Below are 25,275 nucleotides of genomic sequence, written 5' to 3' on the forward strand. Positions count from 1 at the left end.
CGGCTCAAGCCGACGGCGTCAGGCTCTCCCAGACCGCGATGGCCGCAGCCAGATCCTCGATCGCGGCCCCGACCGACTTGAACACCGTGATCTCGTCCGGTCCCTGCCGCCCGGGCGCTTCGCCCCGGCACAGCGCGGCGAGGTCGCCCGTCACCGCCTCGGGCGTCAGCGCGCCGGCGGCGATCGCCACCGCCACGTCGCCGCCCTTCTTGAGGGCGTCGGGCGTGTCGACGTAGAGCGGCCCGCGCCGCAAGGCCGCGTCGTCCGCCTCGCGCATCGCCGGCGTGAAGGCGCCGACGAGGTCGAGATGGGTGCCCGGCCGCAGCCAGTCGCCCCGCACCAGCGGCGCGGTCGACAGGGTGGCGCAGGAGACGAGATCCGCCTCCCCCACCGCGGATGCCAGGTCGGTCACCGGCTCGGCGTCGAACCCCTCGGCGGCGAGCGTCGCGGCGAGCTGCGCCGCGCCCTCCGGCCGGCGGTTCCAGATTGCGACGTGGCGGATCGGCCGCGCGGCGGCATGCGCCCGCACCAAGAAGGGGGCGAGGGCGCCCGCTCCCACCATCACCATCCTGGCGGCGTCCGGCCGGGCGAGATGGCGGGCGGCGAGCGCCGAGGCGGCGGCGGTGCGCCACAGGGTCAGGCGGGCGCCGTCGAGGAGGGCGAGCGGCCGGCCGTCGCGGCCGCCGCAGAGCAGGACCCCGCCCTGGATCGTGTCGAGGCCGTTCGCGCGGTTGCCCGGGAACAGGGTCAGGATCTTGATGCCGACATAATCGGGCGTCCAGGCCGGCATCAGCAGCAGCGAGGCGCCGTCGGGGGCGGTCTCGATCGCGTGATGGTGGCGCGTCGGCACCGTGGCGCCGGCCCGGAAGGCGGCGGTGAGGGCATCGGCCAGGCGGGCGTGGTCGAGCGCCGCGTCGATCTCGCCCTCGCCGATCCACCGCATGGTCAGGCGCGGCCGACCGGGGCCGGCAGGGCGGTGCGGCCGATCGTGGCGGGGGGCGGCGCGGCCTGGCGCAGGCGCTCGGCCTCGTGGCGCAGGCGGGCGAGCTCGCGGCCCTTGGCGCGGCGGTCGCGGCGGTTGTCGCCCTGGCCGAGCCAGGAGCCGACACCGCCGACCACGATGCCGAGGGCCACCGCGGCGAAGATCAGCGCGTAGAGCGGCATCGCCATGCTGAAGGCCGGCGTGCCGTTGGTGAACGGATCGAAGGACAGCATCACCGGCTGGCGGTTGGCCACCGCCAGCAGCACGACCACGATCGCGATGGGCAGCAGGATCAGGCCCTTGAGGAAGCGGATCATCGGGAAACCCGGTCTTTCGTCGGTGATGCGGGAGGGGATCGGGACCGCCGGACGGAGTCCCGCGGAGGAAATTGTAACGCGCGGGCGCGCGGGCGCCAGGGTCGCGGCGTCCGCCTTCAGCTCAAGGCGGCCTCGGCCCGGCTCGGCTCGTCGGCGCCGATCCCGGCGGCGTTCAGGCGCAGGCGCATCTCCTTGCCGGTCTTGAAGACCGGGATCGCCTTCTCGGCCACCGCCACGGCGGCGCCGGTGCGCGGGTTGCGGCCCCGCCGCGCCTCCCGCCGCTTGACCGAGAAGGCGCCGAAGCCCCGCAGCTCGACCCGGTCGCCCCGCGCCAGGGCGTCGGCGATCGTGTCGAGGATCGCGTTGACGATGTTCTCGACGTCGCGCTGGTAGAGGTGCGGGTTCTGCTCGGCGATCTTGAGGACCAGCTCTGACTTGATCATGGAGTATCGTCTCGACTGAGGCGGGGCCGGCCGGGGATGCGTGGGGCGGATGCGTCTCGCGGGGAGGCGGGTCGGCGCCTTACGGGCGCCAGACCGCGAGCAGCCCGCCCTGGGTCAGGGCGGCGGTCTCGGGGGCGGCCTGCCGCAGCCGGGCGGCCAGATCGTCGTAGCCGAGGAGGCCGGCGCCGAACGCGGCGGCCGAGAACAGGCCGAAGCGGTTGTCGGAGCGCGGTTTCCAGTCCCGCACCGGCAGGTTCTTGGCCACGCCCTTCTCGCGCTCGAGCCAGGCGACGGCCTGGCGCTCGCTGCCGGTCTCGTCGATCAGGCCGAGGGGCACGCTCTGGCGCCCGCTGAAGACCCGGCCGTCCGCCACCGCCTTGAGCTGGTCGGGATTCATCTTGCGGCGCTCGGCCACCAGGTCCTTGAACCAGCCGAAGGTGTCGCCGACGATCGCCTGAAGGGCCTCGCGGGCGGCCGGCGGGGTCGGGTGGAAGCCGCTCGGCTCGGCCTTGAGCGGCGAGGACTTCACCTCCTCGACCTTCACCCCGACCTTGTCGAGGAGGCCGGACACCTCGGGATACTGGAACAGCACGCCGATCGATCCGACGAGGGAGGTCTCGCGGGCGACGATGTGGTCGGCGGCGATCGCCGTGATGTAGGCGCCGGATGCCGCCGTGCCGTCCACGAAGGCGACGATCGGCTTCTTCTCGGCCAGCGCGCGGAGATTGCGAAACAGCTCTTCCGAGCCGGTGGTGGTGCCGCCCGGCGAGTTGATCGAGACGACGACGCCCGAGACCGCGCTCGACTCACCGACGCGCTTCATCAGCTCGCGGGTCTTCTCGCTGCCGGCGATGAAGCCGTCGATGCTGATGCGGGCGATCTGCGGCGTGACGGCGGAGAACCCCGTGCCCCCGGCCGCCCGCCAGCCGACGGCGCCGGCGGCGACGATCAGCGCCCCGATCCCGACCGCGCGCCAGACAGACAGCTTCCGGCGCAAGGATCGCCGGTCGAGGAGAAGTTCAGCATCGATGGCCATGCGGCGCCCGTATCCTGGTCCGACCTCCGGGTGCGCCCGTCCGGCAGGGGCGTCCCCTGCAAGTCCTTGGCGCACCTCGCTCCCGGCGTGTTCTACCCCCGGCCGTCGCGCAGCGGCAAGACCGGTTTGGGGCCATCCCCCTCCCCGATCGGGAGAATACGGATACGAGAACGCCCGCGCGGAGGGGGCTCTCCGCGCGGGCGTCCGGATCGTGGAGGGGTGCCCGGGCCTTCGCGGCCCGGGCGGGTCCCTTACTTCTTGTCGGCCTGGCGGGCCTTGAGGGCCGCGCCGAGGATGTCGCCGAGCGAGGCGCCCGAATCGGCGGAGCCGAACTGGGCGATCGCCTCCTTCTCCTCGGCCATTTCGAGGGCCTTGATGGAGAGCTGGACGCGGCGGGCCTTGCGGTCGAACTGCGTCACGCGGGCGTCGAGCTTCTCGCCGGCGGCGAAGCGCTCGGGGCGCTGGTCGTTGCGCTCGCGGGCGAGGTCGGCGCGGCGGATGAAGGCCTGGAGGTCGGAATCGACGATCTTGACCTCGATGCCCGAATCCTTGACCTCGAGCACCTCGCAGGTGACGACCTGGTTCTTGCGGATGCCGTCACCGGCATCGGCGAAGGGGTCGCCGGCGAGCTGCTTGATGCCGAGCGAGATGCGCTCCTTCTCGACATCGACGTCGAGAACCTGGGCGCGCACCACGTCGCCCTTCTTGAACTCGTCGATGACCTGCTCGCCCGGACGGTTCCAGTCGAGGTCCGAGAGGTGGACCATGCCGTCGACGTCGCCCTCGAGGCCGATGAACAGACCGAACTCGGTCTTGTTCTTGACCTCGCCCTCGACCTCGGTGCCGGCAGGGTGCTTCTCGGAGAAGGCCTCCCACGGGTTCTGCAGGGTCTGCTTGAGACCGAGCGAGATGCGGCGCTTGACCGGATCGACTTCCAGGATCTGGACCTCGACCTCCTGGGAGGTGGAGACGATCTTGCCCGGATGGACGTTCTTCTTGGTCCAGCTCATCTCCGAGACGTGGATCAGGCCCTCGATCCCCGGCTCCAGCTCCACGAAGGCGCCGTAATCGGTGATGTTGGTCACGCGGCCCTTGAGCTTGGCGTCGACCGGGTAGCGGGCGGCGATGCCCTCCCACGGATCGGCGAGCAGCTGCTTGATGCCGAGCGAGATGCGGTGCGTCTCGTGGTTGATCTTGATGATCTTGACCTTGACGGTCTGACCGATGTTGACCACCTCGGACGGGTGGTTGACGCGGCGCCACGCCATGTCGGTGACGTGCAGCAGGCCGTCGATGCCGCCGAGGTCGACGAACGCACCGTACTCGGTGATGTTCTTGACCACGCCGTCGATGACCTGACCCTCTTCGAGGTTGGCCACCAGCTCGGAGCGCTGCTCGGCCCGGCTCTCCTCGAGCACGGTGCGGCGCGACACCACGATGTTGCCGCGGCGGCGGTCCATCTTGAGGATCTGGAACGGCTGCGGCGTGCCCATCAGCGGGGTGACGTCGCGGACCGGACGAATGTCGACCTGCGAGCGCGGCAGGAACGCCACGGCGCCGTCGAGGTCGACGGTGTAGCCGCCCTTGACCTGGTTGAAGATCGTGCCGCTGACGCGCTCGTTGTTCTCGAACGCCTTCTCGAGCTTGACCCAGCTCTCCTCGCGGCGCGCCTTGTCGCGCGAGATGACGGCTTCGCCGAGGGCGTTCTCGATGCGGTCGACGTAGACCTCGACCTCGTCGCCGACGCCGATCGGCTGGTCACGGCCGGGGCCCGTGAACTCCTTGAGGGCGACGCGGCCCTCGGTCTTCGCCCCGATGTCGATGACGGCGACGTCCTTCTCGATCGCCACCACGCGGCCCTTGACCACGGAACCTTCCGTGATCTCGTGCTCGCGGAACGACTCTTCCAGAAGGGCGGCGAAATCTTCGCGGCTCGACGAGGCGCCTTGCAAACCTGCGGACATCTATGCTCCTTTTCGCCCCGCTCTCTCCGAGGGGACGGCGCCGGCGGCTCGTATCGACGGGCCGCTTCCGCCCGCCGGAGTCCCAAAGCGGCCCCGCCTCGGGGCTTCTCCAGAACCGCCGCCCCCGAAACGGGAAGCGGGCCGGCGCGTGATCGACGGGCAGAAACGTGTGCTCCGAAGGTCCCGGCCGGGGCGCGGTGCGGACGGGCGAGGGCCCGGCACGCGGCATCCCGGCATGGGACGACCGGAGTTGCGGCCGATACACGAAAACGGAACTCGCGGCAAGGCGTTGCAGCGGCCCGGCGCGGCAACCTGACGGTGAACTGGCGGCTTGCCGACACGCGGGGGTCCGGGTTACCCATCCCTAGCCTTAAATCATTCTCATGTTCGGGCGTGGTGCGGGGCTCCGACGATCGGCTCGCGGGACGTGTCCCGGGGCGGCGACGTCCACGATGCATGAATGCACGCCGCATGCACGGCGTGAGGGAGGAGAGCGGCGCCGTCCGGTCCGGGGGGCCGGGGCGCCGAGACCGCAATCGACGAGAGGGAGGTGGCGCCGCGACCGGAAGCGTGTCCGCGGGGCGCCGGAAGAGCCTCCCGAAGCCGGAGGGCGACGATGATCAAGCTCAACGTGAACGGGGAGGAGCGCCGCTTCGACGGCGACCCCGAGATGCCGCTGCTGTGGTACCTGCGGGACGAGCTCGGCCTGACGGGCACCAAGTTCGGCTGCGGCGTCGCGGCCTGCGGCGCCTGCACCATCCATGTCGGCGGCACCGCGATGCGGGCCTGCCAAACCCCGGTCTCGGCCGCCGACGGCCAGCCGGTGGTGACGATCGAGGGCCTGTCGCCGGACGGCAATCACCCGGTCCAGGCGGCCTGGCGCGAGCTGAACGTGGCGCAGTGCGGCTACTGCCAGACCGGGCAGATCATGCAGGCGGCGGCCCTCCTCAAGGAGACCCCGAAGCCGACCGATGCCGACATCGACAACCAGATGAGCGGCAACCTGTGTCGCTGCGGCACCTATCCGCGCATCCGCGCCGCCATCAAGCAGGCGGCGGGGCTGACCCCGAAGGCCGGCCAGGGAGATCGCCTGTGATTCACGACCTCGCCTCCTTCCCCACCTCCGCCCCGGCCGACGAGCCGGAATCCATCGTCGCCAAGGTCTCGCCCGGCCAGCTCAGCCGCCGCGGCCTCATCGCCGGGGCCGGTGCCCTGGTGCTCGCCCTGTCGCTGAAGCCGCAAGGGGCCCTCGCCGCCGATCCGCCGAAATTCGGCGCCGACGGCATGCCGCATGGCTGGCGCGACGACCCGACCCTGTTCGTGGCGATCGCGCCCGACGGCACCGTGACGGTGACCTGCATCCGCTCGGAGATGGGCCAGGGCGTGCGCACCTCGGTGGCCTTCGTGGTCGCCGACGAGCTCGATGCCGACTGGGCCAAGGTCAAGGTCGCCCAGGCGCATGGCGACGAGGAGCGCTTCGGCAACCAGGACACCGACGGCTCGCGCTCGCTCCGGCACTTCTTCATGCCGCTGCGCCGTGCCGGCGCCGCCGCCCGCGCCATGCTGGTCGCGGCCGCCGCCAAGCAGTGGAACGTCCCGGCCGCCGAGGTGACGACGGAGAACCACGCCCTCGTCCACGCCAAGTCCGGCCGCCGGATCGGCTTCGGCGAGGTCGCGCAGGCCGCGGCCTCCATGCCGGTGCCCGACCGCGCGACGGTGACGCTCAAGGACCCGTCGGCCTTCCGCTACATCGGCAAGGGCCGCGTCGGCCTCATCGACAATGTCGGCATCACCACCGGCAAGGCGCAGTACGGCCTCGACACCCGCGTCGAGGGGATGCTCTACGCCGTGGTCGCCCGCCCGCCGGTCTTCGGCGGCAAGGTCAAGAGCTTCGACGAGGCCGCCGCCCTGAAGGTGCCGGGCGTCGTCAAGGTCGTGACCATCGATCCGCCGGCCCCGCCCTACGAGTTCATGCCGACCGGCGGCGTCGCGGTCATCGCCCGCAACACCTGGGCGGCGATCAAGGGCCGCGAGGCCTTGAACGCCTCCTTCGAGGACGGGCCGAACGCGAGTTACGACTCCGACGCCTACCGGGCCACCCTGGAACAGGCCGTGCGTAAGCCCGGCAAGGTGGTGCGCCAGGAAGGCGACGTCGACGCGGCAATGAAGAAGGCGGCCAAGCGCCTTGAGGCCGAGTACTACATCCCCCACCTCGTCCAGGCCCCGATGGAGCCGCCGGCCGCGACCGTCAGGATCGCCAAGGACGGCACGATCGAGGCGTGGGGCTGCGTGCAGTCGCCCCAGGCCGCCCGCGACCGGATCGCCAAGCGCCTCGGCGTCGACCCGAAGACCGTCACGGTGAACGTGACGCTGCTCGGCGGCGGCTTCGGCCGCAAGTCGAAGCCCGACTACTTCGTCGAGGCGGCGCTCTGCTCGAAGGCGATGGACGGCGCCCCGGTCAAGATGACCTGGACCCGCGAGGACGACCTCCACAACGGCTACTACCACACGGTCTCGGTGGAGCGGCTGGAGGCCGGCCTCGACGACAAGGGTATGCCGATCGCCTGGCTGCACCGCAGCGCGGCCCCGACCATCGGCTCGACCTTCGTGGCCGGCGCCAACGAGCAGATCCCGATCGAGCTCGGGATGGGCCTCGTCAACGTGCCGTTCGCCATCCCCAACATGCGGATGGAGAACCCGCCGGCCGACGCCCATGTCCGCATCGGCTGGTTCCGCTCGGTGTCGAACATCCCGCGGGCCTTCGCGGTGCAGTCCTTCATCAACGAGCTGGCCCAGATGGCCGGCCGCGACCCGAAGGACTACCTCCTCGACGTGATCGGCCCGGCCCGGATCATCGATCCGGTCAAGATCGGCGATGCCTGGAACTACGGCGAGGATCCCTCGCGCTATCCCATCGATACCGGGCGCCTGCGCAACGTGATCGAGGCGGTGGCCAAGGGCGCCGGCTGGGGCCGCAAGGTGGACAAGGGCCGCGGGCTGGGCATCGCGGCGCATTACAGCTTCGTGACCTACACGGCGGCCGTGGCGGAGGTCTCGGTCGGGCCGAAGGGCGAGGTCACCGTCGAACGGGTCGACATCGCCATCGACAGCGGCCAGCAGGTCAACCCGGAGCGGGTGCGCTCGCAGCTCGAGGGCGCGGTGGTGATGGGCATGGGCCTCGCGCTCACCGCTCAGATCACCTTCAAGAACGGCCGCGCCGTCCAGGACAACTACGACACCTACGAGCTGACCCGGATCAACGAGGCGCCCAAGATCATCAACGTGCACCTCGTGCAGGGCGGGTCCTGGGACAAGCCGCTCGGCGGCGTCGGCGAGCCCGGCGTGCCGCCGGTGGCGCCGGCCATCGCCAACGCGATCTTCGCGGCGACCGGCCGGCGCATCCGCCAGCTGCCGATGCGCGACAAGCTGAGCGCGTGAGCCAAGATCCCGCGGGGCGTTCGGCCCCGCGGATCTCGACGAGACGAGGGGCCGCCTCCCGCCGGGGGGCGGCCCTTTTTTTCTGAGCCGTCTCTTACTTTCGCCGGAACCCCCGCGCCCGGGCCGGTGTTCGCGGACCGGAGCCCTTCGCGCCAAGGTTCGGGAACGGGCGCGATTCAACGACAGGGAGAGACGCCATGAAGCTCATCCTCGCCGCCGGCCTCATCGCCGGTCTCGCCGGTCCGGCCTTCGCCGGCGCCTGCGGCACCGAGATCTCCTCCCTGGAGCCGCGCCTCGACGCGAAGGGCCGCGAGACCATCGCGGCCTCGAGCGGGGGCAAGGAGGTGGCGTCGCGCCGCGAGGCGCAGGCCGAGGCGGCGACCGAGAAGGGCACCAGCCCCTCCGCGCTCCCGAAGGGCCCCGCCCCGGGCTCGGCCGAGACGCAGGCCACCGCCGAGGTCGCCAAGGCGAGCGGCGGCGGCACCGGCGTGATGGAGGCCCGCGCCAGCCTCAACCGCGCCCGCGAGCTCGACAAGAAGGGCGACGAGGCCGGTTGCATGAAGGCGGTGTCGGACGCCAAGGAGCAGATGGACAAGTCGTGACCTGGGGCCTGCTTTCATCCCTCTCGTGAGGTGAGGCAGCGCACATCGCGGGACGCGGCCGCAGGGTCCGCCCCTGGTCTGCTGCGCTGCACCACCCACATCCCACCCGCATCGCCCGGCCCTTGAAGCCGGGCTCGATCCGGAGATTTCCTTCCGTGCCTTCCCTGTTCGACCCGATCCAGCTCGGTGCCATCCAGGCGCCGAACCGCATCCTGATGGCGCCGCTGACCCGCGGCCGCGCCTCGCGGACCCACGTCCCGACCCCGATCATGGCGAAGTATTACCGTCAGCGCGCCGGCGCCGGCCTGATCATCAGCGAGGCCACCGGCATCTCGCAGGAAGGCACCGGCTGGCCCTTCGCCCCGGGCCTGTGGTCGCCTGAGCAGGTCGAGGCCTGGAAGCCGGTGGTGGCCGCGGTTCACGAGGCCGGCGGGCGCATCGTCGCCCAGCTCTGGCACATGGGCCGGGTGGTCCATCCCGACTTCCTCGGCGGGCAGGCGCCGGTCTCGGCCTCCGCCACCACGGCGCCCGACCAGGCCCACACCTACGAGGGCAAGAAGCCCTATGCCGAGGCGCGGCCCCTGCGCGAGGACGAGATCCCGCGGCTGCTCGCCGACTACGCCAAGGCCGCCCGCAACGCGATCGAGGCCGGGTTCGACGGGGTGCAGATCCACGCCGCGAACGGCTACCTGATCGACCAGTTCCTGCGTTCGGGCACCAACCTGCGCCAGGACCGCTACGGCGGCTCGGTCGAGAACCGCATCCGGCTGCTGTCCGAGGTCGCCCGCACCGTCGCCGATACGGTCGGGGCCGACCGCACCGGCGTGCGCCTGTCGCCGAACGAGCCGATCCAGGGTGTCGACGATCCCGATCCCGAGACCCTGTTCCCGGCCGCCGCCGCCGCGCTCTCGCATATCGGCGTCGCCTTCCTGGAGCTGCGCGAGCCGGGCCCGAACGGCACCTTCGGCAAGGCCGCCCGCCCGGCCGTGGCGCCCGCGATCAAGGCCGCCTTCCGGGGCCCGCTGGTGCTGAACTCCGACTATGACGGCCCGAAGGGTCAGGCCGCCCTCGACGAGGGCCGTGCCGACGCGATCGCCTTCGGCCGCACCTTCATCGCCAACCCGGACCTGCCGGAGCGGATCGCCAAGGGCGCGCCCCTGAACAAGGACAACTACAAGACCTGGTACAGCCAGGGCCCCGAGGGCTACATCGACTATCCGACCCTCGACGCCGCCTGACGGCCTTCCCTCCACGCTCGCCGCCGCCCTGACGGCGGCGTGCCTTCGATCGCCGCCTGACACGGCGGCTTGCCCTGGATCGCCGCCTGACGGCGGCCTGCCCGGATCATGGCGCGCACGAGGCCCGGCCGCGTGCACCGCACCATGATCCGGCTTGACGCGCGGTCCCGCGTTTGCGACGCCGCTCGGCGCCTGCCCACCACCGGGCAGGCGCCGTCCGCCGGATCGGACGGGCGGCATCATCGCGGCACGCGGAGTCGATGCGCATGAGCAACCCGGGCAACACTCCCGCCAGCTCCCAGGAGCCCAAGCAGCTCCTCCACCTCGTGTTCGGGGGCGAGCTGACCGACCTCGACAGCGTCACCTTCCGCGACCTCTCGAAGCTCGACGTGGTCGGCATCTTCCCCGACTATGCCAGCGCCGCCATGGCCTGGAAGGCCAAGGCCCAGCAGACGGTCGACAGCGCGCAGACGCGCTACTTCATCGTGCATCTGCACAAGCTTCTGCAGCCCTGAAGCGAATTTCCGCCGCCAGGCATGACGTCCCCGCGCATGTGAAACGCGGGGACTTGTGAAACGCGGGGACTTGCGCATTCCGGCGCACATGAAAGCATTGTGACGATATCCCGGCGCTGGTAAGAGCCTCGCCCGTCACACATGAGAGCATCGCCGCGCGAGGGGCCCGCAATCGCGCGCCGCGCGATGCGATCCCCTCCCCTCGCCCCGGCGCGCGCGGTTCCCCAAGGGCACCGTGCGGCAGCGCCGGGGCTCTCGGCGCGGGCCACGATGGAAGCACGATGAAATCCTCGATCAAGATCGTCGCCGGCAATGCGAGCCGCCCGCTGGCCGAGGCGATCGCGGCCTATCTCGAGAAGCCGCTGGCGGTCTGCTCCGTGCGCCGCTTCGCCGACATGGAGATCTTCGTCGAGCTCCAGGAGAACGTGCGTGGCGAGGACGTGTACATCGTCCAGTCGACCTCGTTCCCGGCGAACGATCACCTGATGGAACTCCTCATCATGATCGACGCGGCGCGGCGCTCCTCGGCGCGGCGCATCACGGCGGTGATTCCGTATTTCGGCTATGCCCGCCAGGACCGGCGTACCTCGGGCCGGACCCCGATCTCGGCCAAGCTGGTGGCCAACCTCATCACCGAGGCCGGCGCCGACCGGGTGATGACCCTCGACCTGCATGCCGGCCAGATCCAGGGCTTCTTCGACATCCCGACCGACAACCTGTTCGCCGCGCCCGTGATGGTGCGCGACATCAAGGAGCGGCTCGACCCCGCCGACATGATGGTGGTGTCGCCCGACGTCGGCGGCGTGGTGCGGGCCCGCGCGCTCGCCAAGCGCATCGACGCACCGCTCGCCATCGTCGACAAGCGCCGCGACCGGCCGGGCGAATCCGAGGTGATGAACATCATCGGCGAGGTCGAGGGCCGCTCCTGCATCCTCGTCGACGACATCGTCGATTCCGGCGGCACCCTCGTGAATGCCGCCGAGGCGCTGCTCGCCAAGGGCGCCAAGGACGTCTCGGCCTACATCACCCACGGCGTGCTCTCGGGGGGCGCGGTGTCGCGCATCGCCTCCTCGAAGCTCAAGGAGCTGGTGATCACCGACTCGATCCAGCCGACCGCCGCGGTCAAGCTCGCCCGCAACATCCGGGTCGTCACCATCGCGCCGCTCCTCGGCGAAGCGATCGGGCGCACCGCCGACGAGTCGAGCGTGTCGAGCCTGTTCGCCTGATCGCGCCGCGACGCCCGCCGGCTTCGTCCGGCGGGCGCAAGATGATCCGGACCCGAAAGCCGGTCCGAATGCCCGCACGTCCCCCGCGAAACCGGTTTGCACCGGGCCGGCGACGCGCCTATATATCGGACGATTCCCTCACAGCGTGAGACAGGCCGTCCCGATCATCCCGGGACGCCGGCGGGGCCGAAAGGCTCCGCCCCGGGCGCCCTGTCGCCGCCGAGGGGCCCGTGTCGCAACGCCGCCTCCCGAGGGAGCGGCCGCCGCGCTTCCGCCGGGCGGGAGCGCCCCGAGGAGGTGTGTATGTCCCAGGGTCCGTTGATGCCGAAGGCGACGGCCGTCTGGCTCGTCGAGAACACGTCGCTGTCCTTCGATCAGATCGCCGATTTCTGCAAGCTCCACCCCCTCGAGGTGAAGGGCATCGCCGACGGCGAGGTGGCGGCCGGCATCAAGGGCCTCGACCCGGTCTCGACCGGCCAGCTCACCCGCGAGGAGATCGAGCGGGCGCAGACCAACCCGAACCACCGCATGAAGGTGGCGGTGTCCAAGGTGAAGCTGCCCGAGGTGAAGCGCACCAAGGGCCCGCGCTACACCCCGCTGTCGCGGCGCCAGGACCGGCCGAACGCCATCCTGTGGCTGCTGCGCAACCACCCGGAGCTGAAGGACGCGCAGGTGATGCGCCTCGTCGGCACCACCAAGTCGACGATCCAGCAGATCCGCGAGCGCACCCACTGGAATTCCGGCTCGCTGCAGCCGATGGATCCGGTGACCCTCGGCCTGTGCTCGCAGATCGACCTCGACTTCGAGGTGCAGCGCTCCGCCAAGGACCGTCCGCTGGTCGATCCCGCCGAGGGCGGCGCCACCCTGATGCCGCCCGAGCTGTCGGTCCTGCCCGAGCCCGAGGATCACGACGAGCGTCGCCCCGGCCGCGGCGACGAACGCCTCGACGCCGATTCGGTCTTCGCCCGCCTCAAGCCGATGCGCAAGGGCGAGCAGGACGAGGACGACGACGAGTATTGAGCCGCGGACCGGCAGCCTGTCGAGGTGCCCGCTCGTGACCCCTCCCCCGCAGAGGGGGGAGGGTTCGGGTATGAGCCTTGGGGCGCCGGTCAGCTCTCGAACAGCGACCCCTGCACGGCGCCCTCCACGGGCGCCTTTTTCGTCTCCGCCGCCGGCTCCTTGCGCTTGGCCGCCCGACGCGGCGCCGGGCGCGCCGGCAACGGCGGCGTCTCCGGCGGCGTCTCGGGAGCTGCCGCTCCCTCCACCGCAGCCGCCACCCGACCGTCGGCGAACTCCACCGTGAGGCGGCCGGCCGCCCGCGCGGCTTTTGCCGAGCCGACCGGCGTGCCGGCGGGACCGAGCACCAGCGCGTAGCCGCGGGCCAGCACCGAGCGGTAGTTGAGGCTGGAAAACAGGGCGGTCGCCCGCGACAGGCGCCCGGCGAGGCGCTCCAGCCCCTGCCCCGGCGCCCGGTCGAGCCGGCGCGACAGCCCGTTCAGCCGCTCGCCCTGCACCGCCAGCACGCGCTCCAGGGCGTGGCGCGGGCGGTGATCGATCGCCGCCAGCCGCTCGCGGGCCCGCGCCAGCCGCAGGGAGGGCGGGTTGCGGGCGAGCCCCTGGAGCGCCCGGTTGAGGCGGCCTTGCGCGTCGCGCGCATTGGCGGCGAGCGCGGGCGCCAGGCGGGCCTCCGCGAGGTCGAGGCGCTGGCGCTTCTGGGCCAGCAGCGCCTCCGGGCCCGGCAGGGCCCGGGCGAGGCCGCGCAACTCGCCCCGGCGCTGGTCGACGAGGCGCGACAGGGCGCCGGCATGGCGCCGGCTCAGGGAATCGAGATCGGCGAGCAGGTCGTGCAGCACCGGCACCGCCATCTCGGCGGCCCCGGTCGGGGTCGGGGCGCGCCGGTCGGCGGCGTGGTCGATCAGCGTGACGTCGGTCTCGTGCCCGACGGCGGAGATCAGCGGGATCGTGCTGGCGGCGGCGGCCCGCACCACGATCTCCTCGTTGAAGCACCACAGGTCCTCGATCGAGCCGCCGCCGCGGGCGACGATCAGGACGTCCGGCCGCGGGATCGCGCCGCCGGGTTCGAGCGCGTTGAAGCCGTGGATCGCCGCCGCGATCTCCTCCGCGGCGCCCTCTCCCTGCACCCGCACCGGCCAGACCAGGACGGGGCGCGGGAACCGGTCGGCCAGCCGATGCAGGATGTCGCGGATCACCGCGCCGGTCGGCGAGGTGACGACGCCGACGACCGTGGGCAGGTACGGCACCGGCCGCTTGCGGGCGGCGTCGAACAGCCCTTCGGCGGCCAGCAGCCGGCGGCGCTCCTCCAGGAGCGCCATCCAGGCCCCGGCCCCGGCGGGCTCCAGCGAATCGACCACGATCTGGTAGGCGGACTTGCCCGGATAGGTCGTGATCCGCCCGGTGACCACGACCTCCAGGCCCTCCTTGGGCTTGTGACGCAGCCGCAGCATCGTGCCCTTCCAGATCACGGCATCGATCTTGGCGCCGCCGTCCTTGAGGCTGAAATAGGCGTGGCCGGAGCCGTGCGGGCCGCGATAGCCCGAGATCTCGCCCTTGAGGCGCACATGCCCGAACGCATCCTCGAGGGTGCGCTTGAGGGCGGTCGCCAGTTCGGTGACCGACCATTCGGGCACGTTGGCGATCGGGGCGGAGAAGGCGGAGGCGGACATCGGGCGGGACGCTAGCGGCTTGGCCCGAGTCGCGGAAGGCCGCCCCGCCGCTTGCGGCCGTCCAGTGTCCCCCGCGCATCAGTCCCGGTTGCCGCGCCGCGCCCGCACCCCTAAACGTCTCGTGCTAAGACTGACCTTCCGTTCCGGGACCGGCGATGCGCGACCAGCACCCCCTCACCCTCATGCTGATCGGCTCCGGCGGGCGCGAGCACGCGCTCGCCTGGAAGCTCGCCCAGAGCCCGCTCTGCCGGCGCCTGCTCATCGCCCCCGGCAATCCCGGCACGGCCGCCCACGGCACCAACCTGTCCCTCGACGTCACCGACCACGCCGCGGTGATCGCGGCCTGCCGTCAGGAGGGCGTCGATTTCGTCGTCGTCGGCCCCGAGGCGCCCCTGGTGGCGGGCCTCGTCGACGCGCTCTCGGGGGCCGGGATCCGGGCCTTCGGCCCGAACGCGGCCGCGGCCCAGCTCGAAGGCTCGAAGGCCTTCACCAAGGAACTCTGCCGGGACTTCGCGATCCCGACCGCCGCCTTCGCGCGCTTCCGGGAGGTCGAGCCGGCGCTCGCTCATCTCCGTGCCGGCCGCATCCCGGTCGTCGTCAAGGCGGATGGTCTTGCCGCCGGCAAGGGCGTGGTGGTGGCCGAGACGCTGGAACAAGCGGAGGCCGCGGTCGAAAACATGCTCGGCGGCGGGATGGGCGCCGCCGGAGCCGAGGTGGTGATCGAGGCGTGCATGGTCGGCGAGGAGGCGAGCCTGTTCGCGCTGTGCGACGGCACCCGCGCCGTGCCGCTCGGCACCGCGCAGGACCACAAGCGCGTCCACGACGGCGACCTCGGCCCGAATACCGGCGGCATGGGCGCCTACTCGCCCGCCCCCGTCCTGACGCCGGAGCTCGAAGCCGAGGTGATGGCGCGGATCATCCGCCCGACCCTCGACGGCATGCGGGCGCGGGGTACGCCGTTCTCGGGCATCCTCTACGCCGGCCTGATGCTGACGGACGAGGGCCCGATGCTGATCGAGTACAACACCCGCTTCGGCGATCCCGAATGCGAGGTGCTGATGCCGCGCCTCGCCTCCGATCTGGTGCCGCTGCTGCTCGCGGCCGCCGAGGGCGACCTCTCGGGCGTCGTGCCGGAGTGGCGCGACGAGGTGGCGCTGACCGTCATCATGGCCGCCCCCGGCTATCCCGGCACCGTCGCCAAGGGTTCGGAGATCCGCGGGCTCGCCGAGGCCGAGGCGGCCGGCGCCCTGGTGTTCCAGGCCGGCACGAAGCGCGACGGCGCGCGGCTCGTCGCCGATGGCGGCCGGGTGCTGGCGGTGACGGCGCTGGGCCGCGACGTGCGGGAGGCGCAGAGCCGGGCCTACGCGGCCCTCGACAGGATCGACTGGCCGGAGGGGTTTTGCCGCCGCGACATCGGCTGGCGCGCGGTGGCCCGCGAGACCTGAGCCTTCCTCGTGCGTTAGCCCCGACGAGGGCCCGTGTCCCGGCGCGGGCCCGACGACCCTTGGGGAGCGCCCGATGCCCGCCGACCTGTTTCCCGGCTTCACCTCGCACTGGATCGACCTGCCCGACGGGCGCTTCTTCGCCCGGGCCGGCGGCGCCGAGGGCGCGCCGCCGCTCGTGCTGCTGCACGGCTTTCCCCAGACCCATGCCTGCTGGCACCGGATCGCCCCGGCGCTCGCCCGCACCCACCGGGTGATCTGCCTCGACCTCAAGGGCTACGGCTGGTCGGCGGCGCCGAAGGGCGATCCCGCCCACCAGGACTATTCCAAGCGCCAGATGGGCCGCGAGGTGGTGGCGGTGATGGAGCGGCTGGGCCATGTCCGCTTCGGGCTCGTCGGCCACGACCGCGGCGCCCGGGTCGGCTACCGCCTCGCCCTCGACGAGCCGGGCCGCATCGACCGCCTCGCCCTCCTCGACATCGTGCCGACGGTCTCGCAATGGCGGACGATGGAGCGGGAGCCCGACGCCTACCCGCATTGGCGCTTCCTGGCGCAACCCGCGCCCATCCCCGAGACGGAGATCGGCAAGGCGCCGATCCCCTACTACGAGGACCTGCTGCGCCTCTGGACAGGCTCCGGCACCCTCGACGCCTTCTCGCCCGGCGCCCTCGACCTCTACCGCCAGAGCTGGAACGTGCCCGAGCGCATCCACGCCAGCTGCGAGGATTATCGCGCCGGGGCCGGACCCGACCGGGCCGCCGACGAGGCCGATCTCGCCGAAGGACGACGCCTCGCCGGTCCTCTCCTGGTCCTGGTCGCCGACCGTTTCGTCGGCAGGAACGGCCTCGACCCGGTGCGCCAGGCCTGGACCGGCACCTTCGCGCCGGAGGACACGACCTTCGAGATCGTCCCCTCGGGCCATTTCGTCGCCGAGGAGAATCCGGAGGCAATGCTGCCGATCCTGGAGCAGTTCTTCGGCGCGTGATCTGCGAGGCGACACGGTATGGGAGGACGCGCGGGTTTTTCCTCTCCCCGCGGGCGGTCGGCGGTAGGGCTGTCCGGGAAGAAAATAGAGCGGCTCCCCTCTCCCGTGTGGGAGAGGGGCCGGGGGATCGAAGATCCCGCGTGAGGGTGACACGCTTCCGAGTCAGGCTCTGACCGTCCCGCTGTCAGCACGACGTTCAGTGCTTGGATAAGAACCGTATCACCCTCGCGCGATCTTCGATCGCCCCTACCCCTCTCCCACACGGGAGAGGGGATCCCGCGCTTGATTCTTGAAGGGCTTTTCCCCCGACAGCCCTTTGCCACCGGGAGGAGGCGAGAACCCGCGCCGCTCTCATCCCGTATCCGGTCTCGCCCGACCCGGCAGACCCGCGCAGGGCGGATGACCGCTCCCCGCCCGGGACCGTAGCGGGCGCGCGGCCCCTGCGGCACAACCCGGGCGGGCGGATGATCGCGTTCGCCCGGGGGAAACATCCGTGGGTCTGATCTACGCGCTCGGCGCCTTCCTGAGCTGGGGCCTCGTCGTCCCGGTTCACTTCCGCCTGCTCGACGGGGTGCCGGCCTGGGGCATCCTCGCCCACCGCATTCTCTGGTCGAGCGTGTTCGTGACCCTGCTGCTCGTCGGTCTGCGGCTGATGCGGCGGGGGCCGGTGATCGGCTTCCAGCGCCGCCACCTCTTCCTGCTGCTCTCCGCCCTGATCGTCGCGGGCAACTGGTCATTGTACCTGTGGGCGGTGCAGAACGGCCGGATGCTCGACGCGAGCCTGGGCTACTTCATCAACCCCCTCGTCAACGTCGCGCTCGGCGCCCTGGTCCTGCGCGAATCCCTGCGTCCGCTCCAGCTCGCCGCGGTGGCGCTCGCGGCCATCGGCGTCGTCGCGGCGGTGGTGGCGGCGGGCGCGCTGCCCTGGATCGCGCTCGCGCTCGCGGTCAGCTTCGCGGTCTATGCCCTGATCCGCAAGCTGGTGCCGATCGACCCGATCCTCGGGCTCGGCGCCGAGACCTTCGCGCTCCTGCCGCTGGCGCTCGCCTACCTCGCCCTCACCCCGACGCCCCCCGGGCTCGGGACCGGGCAATGGCTGCTCCTGATGCTCACCGGCGTCACCACAGCCGTCCCGCTGATGTGGTTCGCGGCCGCCGCCTCGCGTCTCAAGCTCTCGACCATCGGCCTGCTGCAATACCTCTCGCCGTCCTGCCTGCTGGGCCTGAGCGTGCTGGTCTACGGCGAGTCCCTGCCGCTCTCCCGGGTGCTGGTCTTCGGGCTGATCTGGGCGGGACTGGCGCTCTACGCCCTCGACGCGGCGCGTCCGCGCCGCGTGGTCGCGCCGGCTCCCGAGAACAGGCCAGCCTGACGCAAGCCCCACCGGTCAAGCTTCCCCCGTCCAACCATAATCGCCGGGCTTTGTCGCCTCACGCGACGAATCGGCGGGGGCCGCGATGATCCTGGGCGATGTGAATGTGGGCGACGTGCACCTGGGTGACGCGAACCTGGACCACGCGAAGACGAGGGACGGGACGGGGCCCCATCCGGTCTGGCTGGTGGTCGGGCCCTGGGCGATGTTCGCCGTGGTGGTGGGCGGCTTCCTCGCCCGCTGGTGGCCGTGACCGGCAGCCGCCGCGGCGGGACCCGATGCAGGCCGGAGACCGAACAATCCGGCGCACGAGAGCAGCGCCCGATCGCGGTGCAACCGGGCGCTGCTCCAGATCTCCGATTTCAAGGCTCGAGGCGACCGCTCTACGTGAGCATCTGCAGGTCGCCATCCACCGCCAGCGCCTGGCCCGAGATGGTCTTGCCGCGCGCCGAGGCGAGGAACAGGATCTGGTCGGCGAGCTGGCGGGCCGTGACGTAATCCTTGATCGAGGCCGCCGCGAAGGCCGCGCTCTCCATCTCGGAGAAGCTGATCCCGCGCTGCTGCGCCTTGGCCTCCAGCACCCGGCGCTGGCGGTCGCCGGCGACGATGCCGGGGAGCACCGCGTTGACCCGGATGCCGTCGGGCCCGAGCTCCCGCGACAGCGACTTGGTGAAGCCGATCACCGCCCATTTCGCCGCCGCGTAGGGCGTGCGCAGCGGGAAGCCGAAGCGGCCCGCCGCCGAGGACAGGTTGACGATCGACGGGTTGGCGCTCCGGCGCAGCTGCGGCACCGCGAGGCGCACGCAATTGAACTGCCCGGTGATGCAGATGTCGAGGGTGCGGTCCCAGTCCTCCGGGTTGATCTCCTCGACACGGCCCGTCGGCCCGGCGATGCCGGCATTGTTGACGAGGCAATCGAGGCCGCCGAGCGCCGCGTCGGCTTCCGCGAACAGACGGGCGATGTCCTCGCGCGAGGCGACGTCGGCATGGGTGCCGGTGATCCCCGTCGGCAGGGCTGCGAGCGCATCGCGGTCGACGTCGCAGACATGGACCTGCGCGCCCTCCTCCCGGAAGGCCTGCGCCACCTCGAGCCCGATGCCGCCGGCCCCCGCGGTGACCAGCACCTTCAGGCCGCCCAGTCCCATCTCCATGATGATCCTCCGTTGTGGGGCGCCGGGCTCAGGAGGCCAGGCGACCGGTCGCTTCGATGAAGGCGGCGCTGCCGGCGATGTCGGCGGCGAGCGCGGCGCGGGCGCCCTCGGGGTCTCCCGTCGCGAGGGCTGCCACGAGGCGCGCGTGGTGCGCCTCGGCCCCGCCCTCGGCGAGGCGGCGGGGCGAGGAGCGCATGTCGAGGTTGAGCACCGGGCCGATGCGCAGCCATAGCCCCTCGATGATCGCGACGAGCGAGGGCAGGCCGGCGGCGGCATAGACCGCGAAGTGCAGGTCGCGGTTCGCCCGCATCGCCCGCTCCAGATCGGGCGCGTCGGCCCGGACCTCGCTGCGGAACGCCGCGTCGTGGGCCCGGATCGCCGCGAGGTCGCCCGGTCCGCAGGCCTGGGCGGCCTCCGCCGCCGCGAATCCTTCGACGGCGATCCGCACCCGGGTCAGCTCCCGGAATTTTTTGAGCGTGATCACCGGCACCCGCACCGCGCGGTTCGGCAGCACCTCCAGGGCCTCGTCGGCGACGAGGCGCGACACCGCCTCGCGGGCCGGCATCATCGAGGTGCCGAGCCGCTCCGCCACCGTGCGCAGGGACAGCCGCTCGCCGGGTGCCAGCTCGCCGGCGATCAGGAGATCGCGCAGCGCGTCGTAGACCTGGGTGCCCAGTGTGATCCGCCCGGGAGGCGGGAGAGCCTCCGGGTCGGGCCGAGCGCGCGCCTCCACGGCAGCGCCATGCAAGTCCCGCCTCTGCAAGCGCGGACCTCCTCCCTGCGTTTCCCTCCGGCGCTCCGGCGGCTTCAAGACCGTCTCGACAGGCGCGCCGTTTGATGCCAGCCTAAGTGTGATCACAGATCACGGCAACCCAAACGACCGTGATCGATCTCGGGCAGGATACGCACCATGACGCAGGGCTTCACCCCCACGCGCCACGCGATCACGCGCCGCCGCCTCGTGCAGGGCGGTCTCGCGGTCGGCGCCACGCTCGCGATGCCGGGCCTCGTGCGGGCGCAAGGCGCGCAGCCGATCCGCATCGGCCACCTCACGCCGCGCACCGGCTTCCTCGGGCCGCTCGGCGAATACGCCGTGATGGCGGCACAGCTCGCCGTCGAGGAGATCAACGCCGCCGGCGGCATCGACGGCCGCAAGGTCGAGCTGCTGACCGAAGACTCGGTCAACCCCCAGACCGCGTCGAGCAAGGCCGAGCGCTACATCGAGCGCGACAAGGTCGCGGCGATCGTCGGCGAGATCTCGTCGGCCTCGGCCCTCGCCATCGGCCAGGTCGCGCAGCGGGGCAAGACGATCTTCCTCAATACCGGCGCCAACTCGGACGCCCTGCGCGGCCAGGATTGCAAGCGCTACATGTTCCACGTCGAGGGTGCGAACTCGATGTACGTCAAGGCGGTCGGCCGCTCCTTGACCGAGCAGGGCCTCGTCAAGGGCAAGCGCTGGTACTCGCTCACCGCCGATTACGCCTTCGGCCACGACCTCCTGCGGGTCGCCAAGGGGTTCATGCAGGGGAACGGCGGCACCTTCGCGGCCGACGAACTGGTGCCGACCGACGCCACCGATTTTTCCGCCTACATGATCAAGATCCGGCAGGCGAAGCCCGACCTCGTGATCTCGAACCTCGCCGGCAACCAGATCACCAATTTCCTCAAGCAATACGCCGAGTACGGCCTGCCGTTCCCGGTCGCCGGCTTCGGCTTCGACACGGCTTTGGCCTGGGGCGCCGGCCCCGGCAACTTCGCCGGCACCTGGCCGTGCCTGTGGCACCACAAGATCGATACGCCGTCGTCCAAGGCCTTCGTCGCCGCCTTCACCAAGAAATACGGCAAGCCGCCGGAGAACCAGGCCTGGGGCGACTACAACGCGGTCAAGATCGTCGCCAAGGCGATGGCCGATACCCGCTCCACCGAGGGCCCTAAGCTGGTCTCGTATCTGGAGGGCGGCGCGACGTTCGACGTGCAGAAGCCCCGCCCCGGCTATTTCCGTGCCCGCGACCACCAGTTCATCAGCGAGATGTACGCGATCACCGCGCTCCCCGCCGACAAGGTGAAGGACAAGTGGGACCTCTTCACCTCGACCCCGGCGATCCCGGGCCCGAACGAGGACATGGAAGTGCTGGCCCCGACGGCGGAGGAGGCGGCGTGCAAGATGGAGGGGTGACCTCTGCCGTTGCACCGAGGCTGGCAAGGTAAGACGCACCTCCCCTCTCCCGTGTGGGAGAGGGGCTGGGGGTGAGGGTGCTACGGGACTGAGTCGGGCTCGAACTGCCGTGCTGGCAGCTCAACGCCCAACGTCTCATTCGGAAGCGTGTCACCCTCACCCCTACCCCTCTCCCACACGGGAGAGGGGATCCCGCGATCTCCGTTGAAGCGGGTGGCGATCTGAAAATGACGCGAGTCCTTTTGAATCGGAACTAACCCCGTGCTCCTCCTCACCCTCGCCGTCGAGCAGGTCGTGAACGGCCTGTTCCTGGGCGCGATCTACCTGCTGATCGCGCTCGGCCTGTCGCTGATCTTCAGCTTGGGCGGCATCGTCAATCTGGCCCACGGCGCGTTCTACGCGATCGGCGCCTACCTGACGATCCTGCTCTCGCCCGCACTCGGCTTCGGCGGCTCCCTCGTCGTCGCGCCCGTCCTCGTCGCGGTGATCGGCCTCCTGGTCGAGCGGTTCCTCTTCCGGCGCTTCTACCGCTCCGACCCGATCCTCTCGCTGCTCCTCACCTTCGGCCTCGCCATGGTGGCCGAGCAGGCCTTGCGGATGATCTTCGGGGCGCCGCCCCTGCCCTATGCGATCCCGCAGGCCCTGCGCGGCCAGGTCTTCCTCGGCGACTTCGTGCTGTCGCGCTACCGGCTCACCATCCTGGCGGCGGTGGTCGTGGCGGTGGCGGGCGTGTGGGTCCTGCTCCAGCGCACCACCTTCGGGCGGGTGGTCCGGGCGGGCGTCCAGAACCCCGACATGGTGGCGGCGCTCGGCATCTCGCTGAAACCCTACATGGCGACCGTGGTGGGCCTGAGCGTCGGCCTCGCGGCGCTGGCCGGGGTGATGCTGGCGCCGATCTCCGGCGTGCATCCGGCGATGGGCGCCGAGGTGCTCACCGGCGCCTTCGTGGTGGTGGTGATCGGCGGGCTCGGCTCGTTCTGGGGCGTGGTGCTCGCCGCCCTCATCGTCGGCATCGTCCGCGGCCTGATGGTGCTGGTCTATCCCGGTTTCGCCGAGGCCGCGATCTACGCCCTGATGGCGGTCATCCTGCTCGTGCGGCCCCGCGGCCTGCTCGGCGAGCGCATCCTGCGGTTCGAGTGACGACCATGACCGATCGCAGCGAGAGACTGACCCTGCCGCTGATGGCGCTCGCCCTCGTGGCCCTGCCGCTCGGCCTGTCGGCGCTGGGCCTCACCCTCACCTCGGCCACCGACGTGGTGGTGTTCGCGGTGGCCTGCCTGGGCCTCAACATCCTGGTCGGGCAGACCGGCCTCGTCTCCTTCGGCCACGGCGCCTTCTTCGGTCTCGGCGCCTACGCGGCGGCGATCGGCCAGCGCCAGCTCTTCCCCGGCACCCTGCTGCCGCCGGTCCTGTTCGCCCTCGTCGTGGTGGCTCTCGTCGCCGCGCTCCTCGGCCTGCTGATCCTGCGGCGGCGCGGCGTCTACTTCTCGCTGCTGACGCTCGCGCTCTCCGCCCTCTCCTTCACGGTGGCGTTCCGCTGGACCGCGCTCACCGGCGGCGAGAGCGGCTATGGCGGCGTCGAGCGGACGCGTGTCCTCGGGCTCGACCTCGACGAGGCCTGGACCTGGTACGGACTCGTGGCCCTCGTCGGGTTCGTGGTGGTCTACGGGCTCGCGCGCTTCCGCCGCTCCACGCTCGGCACCGTGCTCGAGGCGATCCGCGAGAACGAGCAGCGGGCGCGCTTCCTCGGCTATCCGACCAAGCGCTACAAGCTCGCCGCCTTCACGGTCTCGGCCACCGTGACGGGGCTCGCCGGCACGTTGAGCGTCTTCACCCACCGCTTCGCCTCGGCCGAACCGCTCGGCACCGCCTTCTCGGGCGAATTGCTCGCCATGGTGGTGATCGGCGGCATGCGGGGCTTTGCCGGGCCGGCGATCGGCGCCCTGTTCTTCATCCTGTTTCGCGAGATGCTGTCGATCTGGACCGCCAACTGGCTGTTCTGGTTCGGCCTCCTGTTCGTCGGCTTCATCCTGTTCTCGCCCGACGGGCTCGTCGGCATCGGCCGGCGCGTGTGGCGCATGGTGCGCCCGCCCGCCACCGAGGATGCCGCCATGGCCGGCCGCAAGGCCGGGCTGCCGGAGAACCTGCCGGCCTTCCTGCGGCCGGACGGGGTCGTGGACGGCGTGATCCTGGCGGCGCGGGGCATCGCCAAGCGCTTCGGCGGCCTCAAGGCGGTCGACGGCGTCACGATCGCGGTGCGCGACCGGACGCTGCACGCCCTGATCGGCCCCAACGGTGCCGGCAAGACCACCGCCTTCAACCTGATCTCCGGGATGTACCGGCCCGATTCCGGCACCGTGACCCTCGCCGACCGGTCGATCGCCGGCTTTGCGCCGGAGCGGATCTGCGAGGCCGGCATCGGCCGCTCGTTCCAGATCACCAACCTGTTTCCGGCTCTCACCGTCGAGGACAACATCCGCCTCGCCGTGCAGGGGCGGCGGCCCGGCCGGTTCAACCCGTGGCGCGACGCCCGGGCCGACCGGGAGGCGGCGGCCGAGACCGCCGAGATCCTGCGCTGGCTCGGCCTCGCCGGGCTCGAACGGGCGGAGGCCGGCTCGCTCTCCTATGGCGGCCAGCGCCTCCTCGACATGGGGGTGGCTCTGGCCACCAAGCCCCGGGTGCTGCTCCTCGACGAGCCGCTGGCCGGCCTCGCGGCAGCCGAGCGCACCCGCATCGGCGACATCATCAAGCGGGTCTCGACCGAGGTCCCGGTCCTGATGGTCGAGCACGACATCGACCGGGTCTTCCAGATCGCCGACGCCGTGACGGTGATGAACGAGGGCACGGTGCTGGTCGACGGCACGGTCGAGGATGCCCGCACCTCGCCGCGCGTGCAGGAGGTCTATATCGGCTCCGGCACCGCCGCGATGGCGGCGCGGGCCCGGCCGAGCGCCGCCGAGCCGCAGGTGCTGCTGTCGCTTCAGGGTGTCGACACCTTCTACGGCAAGAGCCACATCCTCTCGGGCGTCACCTTCGACGTGCATGCCCACGAGATCGTGGCGCTCCTCGGCCGCAACGGCGCCGGCAAGTCGACCTGCCTCAAGACCATCACCGGGCTCGCCCCCCACGCCGCCGGGCATCTCCGGCTCGGGGACGACATCCTCGACGGCCGCTCGGCGGCCTCCATCGCCCGGGCCGGCATCGGCTACGTGCCGCAGGGCCGCGGGCTCTTCGCCGGGATGAGCGTCGCCGAGAACCTGGAACTCGGCCGGCTCAAGCGCCGCACCGGCAACGGCGTGCACTGGGACGAGGAGCGGGTGCTCTCGTACTTCCCGCGCCTGCGCGAGCGCTGGCGCACCCCCGCCGACTACCTGTCGGGCGGCGAGCAGCAGATGGTGGCGGTGGCCCGCGCGCTCTCCGGCGACGTGCGGGTGCTGCTCCTCGACGAGCCGTTCGAGGGGCTGGCCCCGGCGGTGGTCGAGAGCCTGTTCGAGACCTTCGATGCCTTACGCCGCGAGGTCGCGATCGTCATCGTCGACCACAACCTCGACCTCGCGCTCGCCCTCTCCGACCGCACCGTGGCCCTGGAGCGGGGGCGCGTGATGCATGCCGGGCCCTCGCAGGCCCTGCGCGACGATCTTAGCCTTCGCCGTCAGGTGCTGTGGCTGTGAGTTCTTGTCTATGATCCGCCCCGAGGGAGAGTCGCC

General features: G+C 71.5%; 22 protein-coding genes. 14 read left to right on the forward strand and 8 right to left on the reverse strand.

Translation table 11 applies throughout. The annotated features are described in order from the left end of the window. Positions 1 to 4: 4 nt before the first annotated feature. The 5 genes from lhpI to rpsA form a co-directional block, all read right to left on the reverse strand. A complete protein-coding gene (gene lhpI, locus QR78_RS13480; RefSeq protein ID WP_048428039.1) occupies positions 5 to 943 on the reverse strand; it encodes a bifunctional Delta(1)-pyrroline-2-carboxylate/Delta(1)-piperideine-2-carboxylate reductase in 939 nt (312 codons plus the stop codon). A gap of 2 nt (positions 944 to 945) precedes the next feature. Beyond that, complete coding sequence (locus QR78_RS13485) at positions 946 to 1,299, reverse strand: LapA family protein (RefSeq protein ID WP_048428040.1); 354 nt, start codon at positions 1,297 to 1,299, stop codon at positions 946 to 948. Between the two features lie 116 nt (positions 1,300 to 1,415). Beyond that, entirely contained in the window at positions 1,416 to 1,742 is a 327-nt protein-coding gene (ihfB, locus tag QR78_RS13490; RefSeq protein WP_048428041.1) for an integration host factor subunit beta, read from the reverse strand. Between the two features lie 79 nt (positions 1,743 to 1,821). Next, the gene (gene sppA / locus QR78_RS13495) at positions 1,822 to 2,778 is read right to left on the reverse strand and encodes a signal peptide peptidase SppA (RefSeq protein ID WP_048428042.1); all 957 of its coding nucleotides are present in this window, start codon (positions 2,776 to 2,778) and stop codon (positions 1,822 to 1,824) included. A gap of 251 nt (positions 2,779 to 3,029) precedes the next feature. After that, the gene (gene rpsA / locus QR78_RS13500) at positions 3,030 to 4,742 is read right to left on the reverse strand and encodes a 30S ribosomal protein S1 (protein ID WP_048428043.1); all 1,713 of its coding nucleotides are present in this window, start codon (positions 4,740 to 4,742) and stop codon (positions 3,030 to 3,032) included. Positions 4,743 to 5,358: 616 nt separating this feature from the next. Here rpsA and QR78_RS13505 point away from each other — a divergent pair. From QR78_RS13505 to QR78_RS13535, 7 genes are all read left to right on the forward strand, one after another. After that, on the forward strand, positions 5,359 to 5,838 hold the full coding sequence (locus QR78_RS13505; protein ID WP_048428044.1) for a (2Fe-2S)-binding protein: 480 nt from the start codon (positions 5,359 to 5,361) through the stop codon (positions 5,836 to 5,838). Continuing rightward, positions 5,835 to 8,180, forward strand: a complete 2,346-nt coding sequence (locus QR78_RS13510; RefSeq protein WP_082171667.1) for a xanthine dehydrogenase family protein molybdopterin-binding subunit — start codon at positions 5,835 to 5,837, stop codon at positions 8,178 to 8,180. Before QR78_RS13505 ends, QR78_RS13510 begins: the two co-directional genes overlap by 4 nt. A gap of 197 nt (positions 8,181 to 8,377) precedes the next feature. Further along, complete coding sequence (locus QR78_RS13515; RefSeq protein ID WP_048428045.1) at positions 8,378 to 8,782, forward strand: hypothetical protein; 405 nt, start codon at positions 8,378 to 8,380, stop codon at positions 8,780 to 8,782. Positions 8,783 to 8,937: 155 nt separating this feature from the next. Beyond that, positions 8,938 to 10,020, forward strand: a complete 1,083-nt coding sequence (locus QR78_RS13520; protein WP_048428046.1) for an alkene reductase — start codon at positions 8,938 to 8,940, stop codon at positions 10,018 to 10,020. A gap of 266 nt (positions 10,021 to 10,286) precedes the next feature. Beyond that, entirely contained in the window at positions 10,287 to 10,535 is a 249-nt protein-coding gene (locus QR78_RS13525; protein WP_048428101.1) for a DUF4170 domain-containing protein, read from the forward strand. Between the two features lie 281 nt (positions 10,536 to 10,816). Then, positions 10,817 to 11,761, forward strand: coding sequence for a ribose-phosphate pyrophosphokinase (locus tag QR78_RS13530; protein WP_048428047.1), 945 nt, complete (start codon positions 10,817 to 10,819; stop codon positions 11,759 to 11,761). A 303-nt stretch (positions 11,762 to 12,064) separates the two neighbouring features. Continuing rightward, positions 12,065 to 12,781 carry a DUF1013 domain-containing protein gene (locus tag QR78_RS13535; RefSeq protein WP_048428048.1) on the forward strand — a complete coding sequence of 239 codons (717 nt, stop codon included), beginning with the start codon at positions 12,065 to 12,067 and terminating at the stop codon, positions 12,779 to 12,781. 89 nt (positions 12,782 to 12,870) lie between these two features. Here the strand turns inward: QR78_RS13535 and xseA are convergent, their stop codons facing one another. Beyond that, positions 12,871 to 14,445, reverse strand: a complete 1,575-nt coding sequence (gene xseA / locus QR78_RS13540) for an exodeoxyribonuclease VII large subunit (protein WP_048428049.1) — start codon at positions 14,443 to 14,445, stop codon at positions 12,871 to 12,873. A gap of 155 nt (positions 14,446 to 14,600) precedes the next feature. Here xseA and purD point away from each other — a divergent pair, with 155 nt between their 5' ends. The 4 genes from purD (at position 14,601) to QR78_RS34940 (ending at position 18,494) form a co-directional block, all read left to right on the forward strand. Then, positions 14,601 to 15,890 (forward strand): phosphoribosylamine--glycine ligase, encoded by a 1,290-nt coding sequence (gene purD / locus QR78_RS13545; RefSeq protein ID WP_048428050.1) that lies wholly within the window; start codon positions 14,601 to 14,603, stop codon positions 15,888 to 15,890. A gap of 73 nt (positions 15,891 to 15,963) precedes the next feature. After that, a complete protein-coding gene (locus tag QR78_RS13550; protein ID WP_048428051.1) occupies positions 15,964 to 16,872 on the forward strand; it encodes an alpha/beta fold hydrolase in 909 nt (302 codons plus the stop codon). A 493-nt stretch (positions 16,873 to 17,365) separates the two neighbouring features. Continuing rightward, positions 17,366 to 18,241 (forward strand): EamA family transporter RarD, encoded by an 876-nt coding sequence (gene rarD / locus QR78_RS13555; RefSeq protein WP_048428052.1) that lies wholly within the window; start codon positions 17,366 to 17,368, stop codon positions 18,239 to 18,241. An 85-nt stretch (positions 18,242 to 18,326) separates the two neighbouring features. Beyond that, positions 18,327 to 18,494, forward strand: coding sequence for a hypothetical protein (locus QR78_RS34940; protein WP_158004041.1), 168 nt, complete (start codon positions 18,327 to 18,329; stop codon positions 18,492 to 18,494). 130 nt (positions 18,495 to 18,624) lie between these two features. On the opposite strand, the gene QR78_RS13560 is transcribed toward QR78_RS34940, so the two are convergent. Together QR78_RS13560 and QR78_RS13565 are read right to left on the reverse strand one after the other, a co-directional pair. Beyond that, the gene (locus QR78_RS13560; protein WP_048428053.1) at positions 18,625 to 19,392 is read right to left on the reverse strand and encodes an SDR family oxidoreductase; all 768 of its coding nucleotides are present in this window, start codon (positions 19,390 to 19,392) and stop codon (positions 18,625 to 18,627) included. A 28-nt stretch (positions 19,393 to 19,420) separates the two neighbouring features. Then, positions 19,421 to 20,125 carry a GntR family transcriptional regulator gene (locus QR78_RS13565; protein ID WP_048428102.1) on the reverse strand — a complete coding sequence of 235 codons (705 nt, stop codon included), beginning with the start codon at positions 20,123 to 20,125 and terminating at the stop codon, positions 19,421 to 19,423. Positions 20,126 to 20,302: 177 nt separating this feature from the next. On the opposite strand from QR78_RS13565, the gene QR78_RS13570 reads away from it, so the two are divergent. The 3 genes from QR78_RS13570 (at position 20,303) to QR78_RS13580 (ending at position 25,239) form a co-directional block, all read left to right on the forward strand. Next, entirely contained in the window at positions 20,303 to 21,568 is a 1,266-nt protein-coding gene (locus QR78_RS13570; RefSeq protein WP_048428054.1) for an ABC transporter substrate-binding protein, read from the forward strand. Positions 21,569 to 21,829: 261 nt separating this feature from the next. Further along, a complete protein-coding gene (locus QR78_RS13575) occupies positions 21,830 to 22,708 on the forward strand; it encodes a branched-chain amino acid ABC transporter permease (protein ID WP_048428055.1) in 879 nt (292 codons plus the stop codon). 5 nt (positions 22,709 to 22,713) lie between these two features. Beyond that, the gene (locus tag QR78_RS13580) at positions 22,714 to 25,239 is read left to right on the forward strand and encodes a branched-chain amino acid ABC transporter ATP-binding protein/permease (RefSeq protein ID WP_048428103.1); all 2,526 of its coding nucleotides are present in this window, start codon (positions 22,714 to 22,716) and stop codon (positions 25,237 to 25,239) included. Positions 25,240 to 25,275 lie beyond the last annotated feature (36 nt).

The organism is Methylobacterium indicum, from assembly GCF_001043895.1.
Classification (GTDB): domain Bacteria; phylum Pseudomonadota; class Alphaproteobacteria; order Rhizobiales; family Beijerinckiaceae; genus Methylobacterium; species Methylobacterium indicum.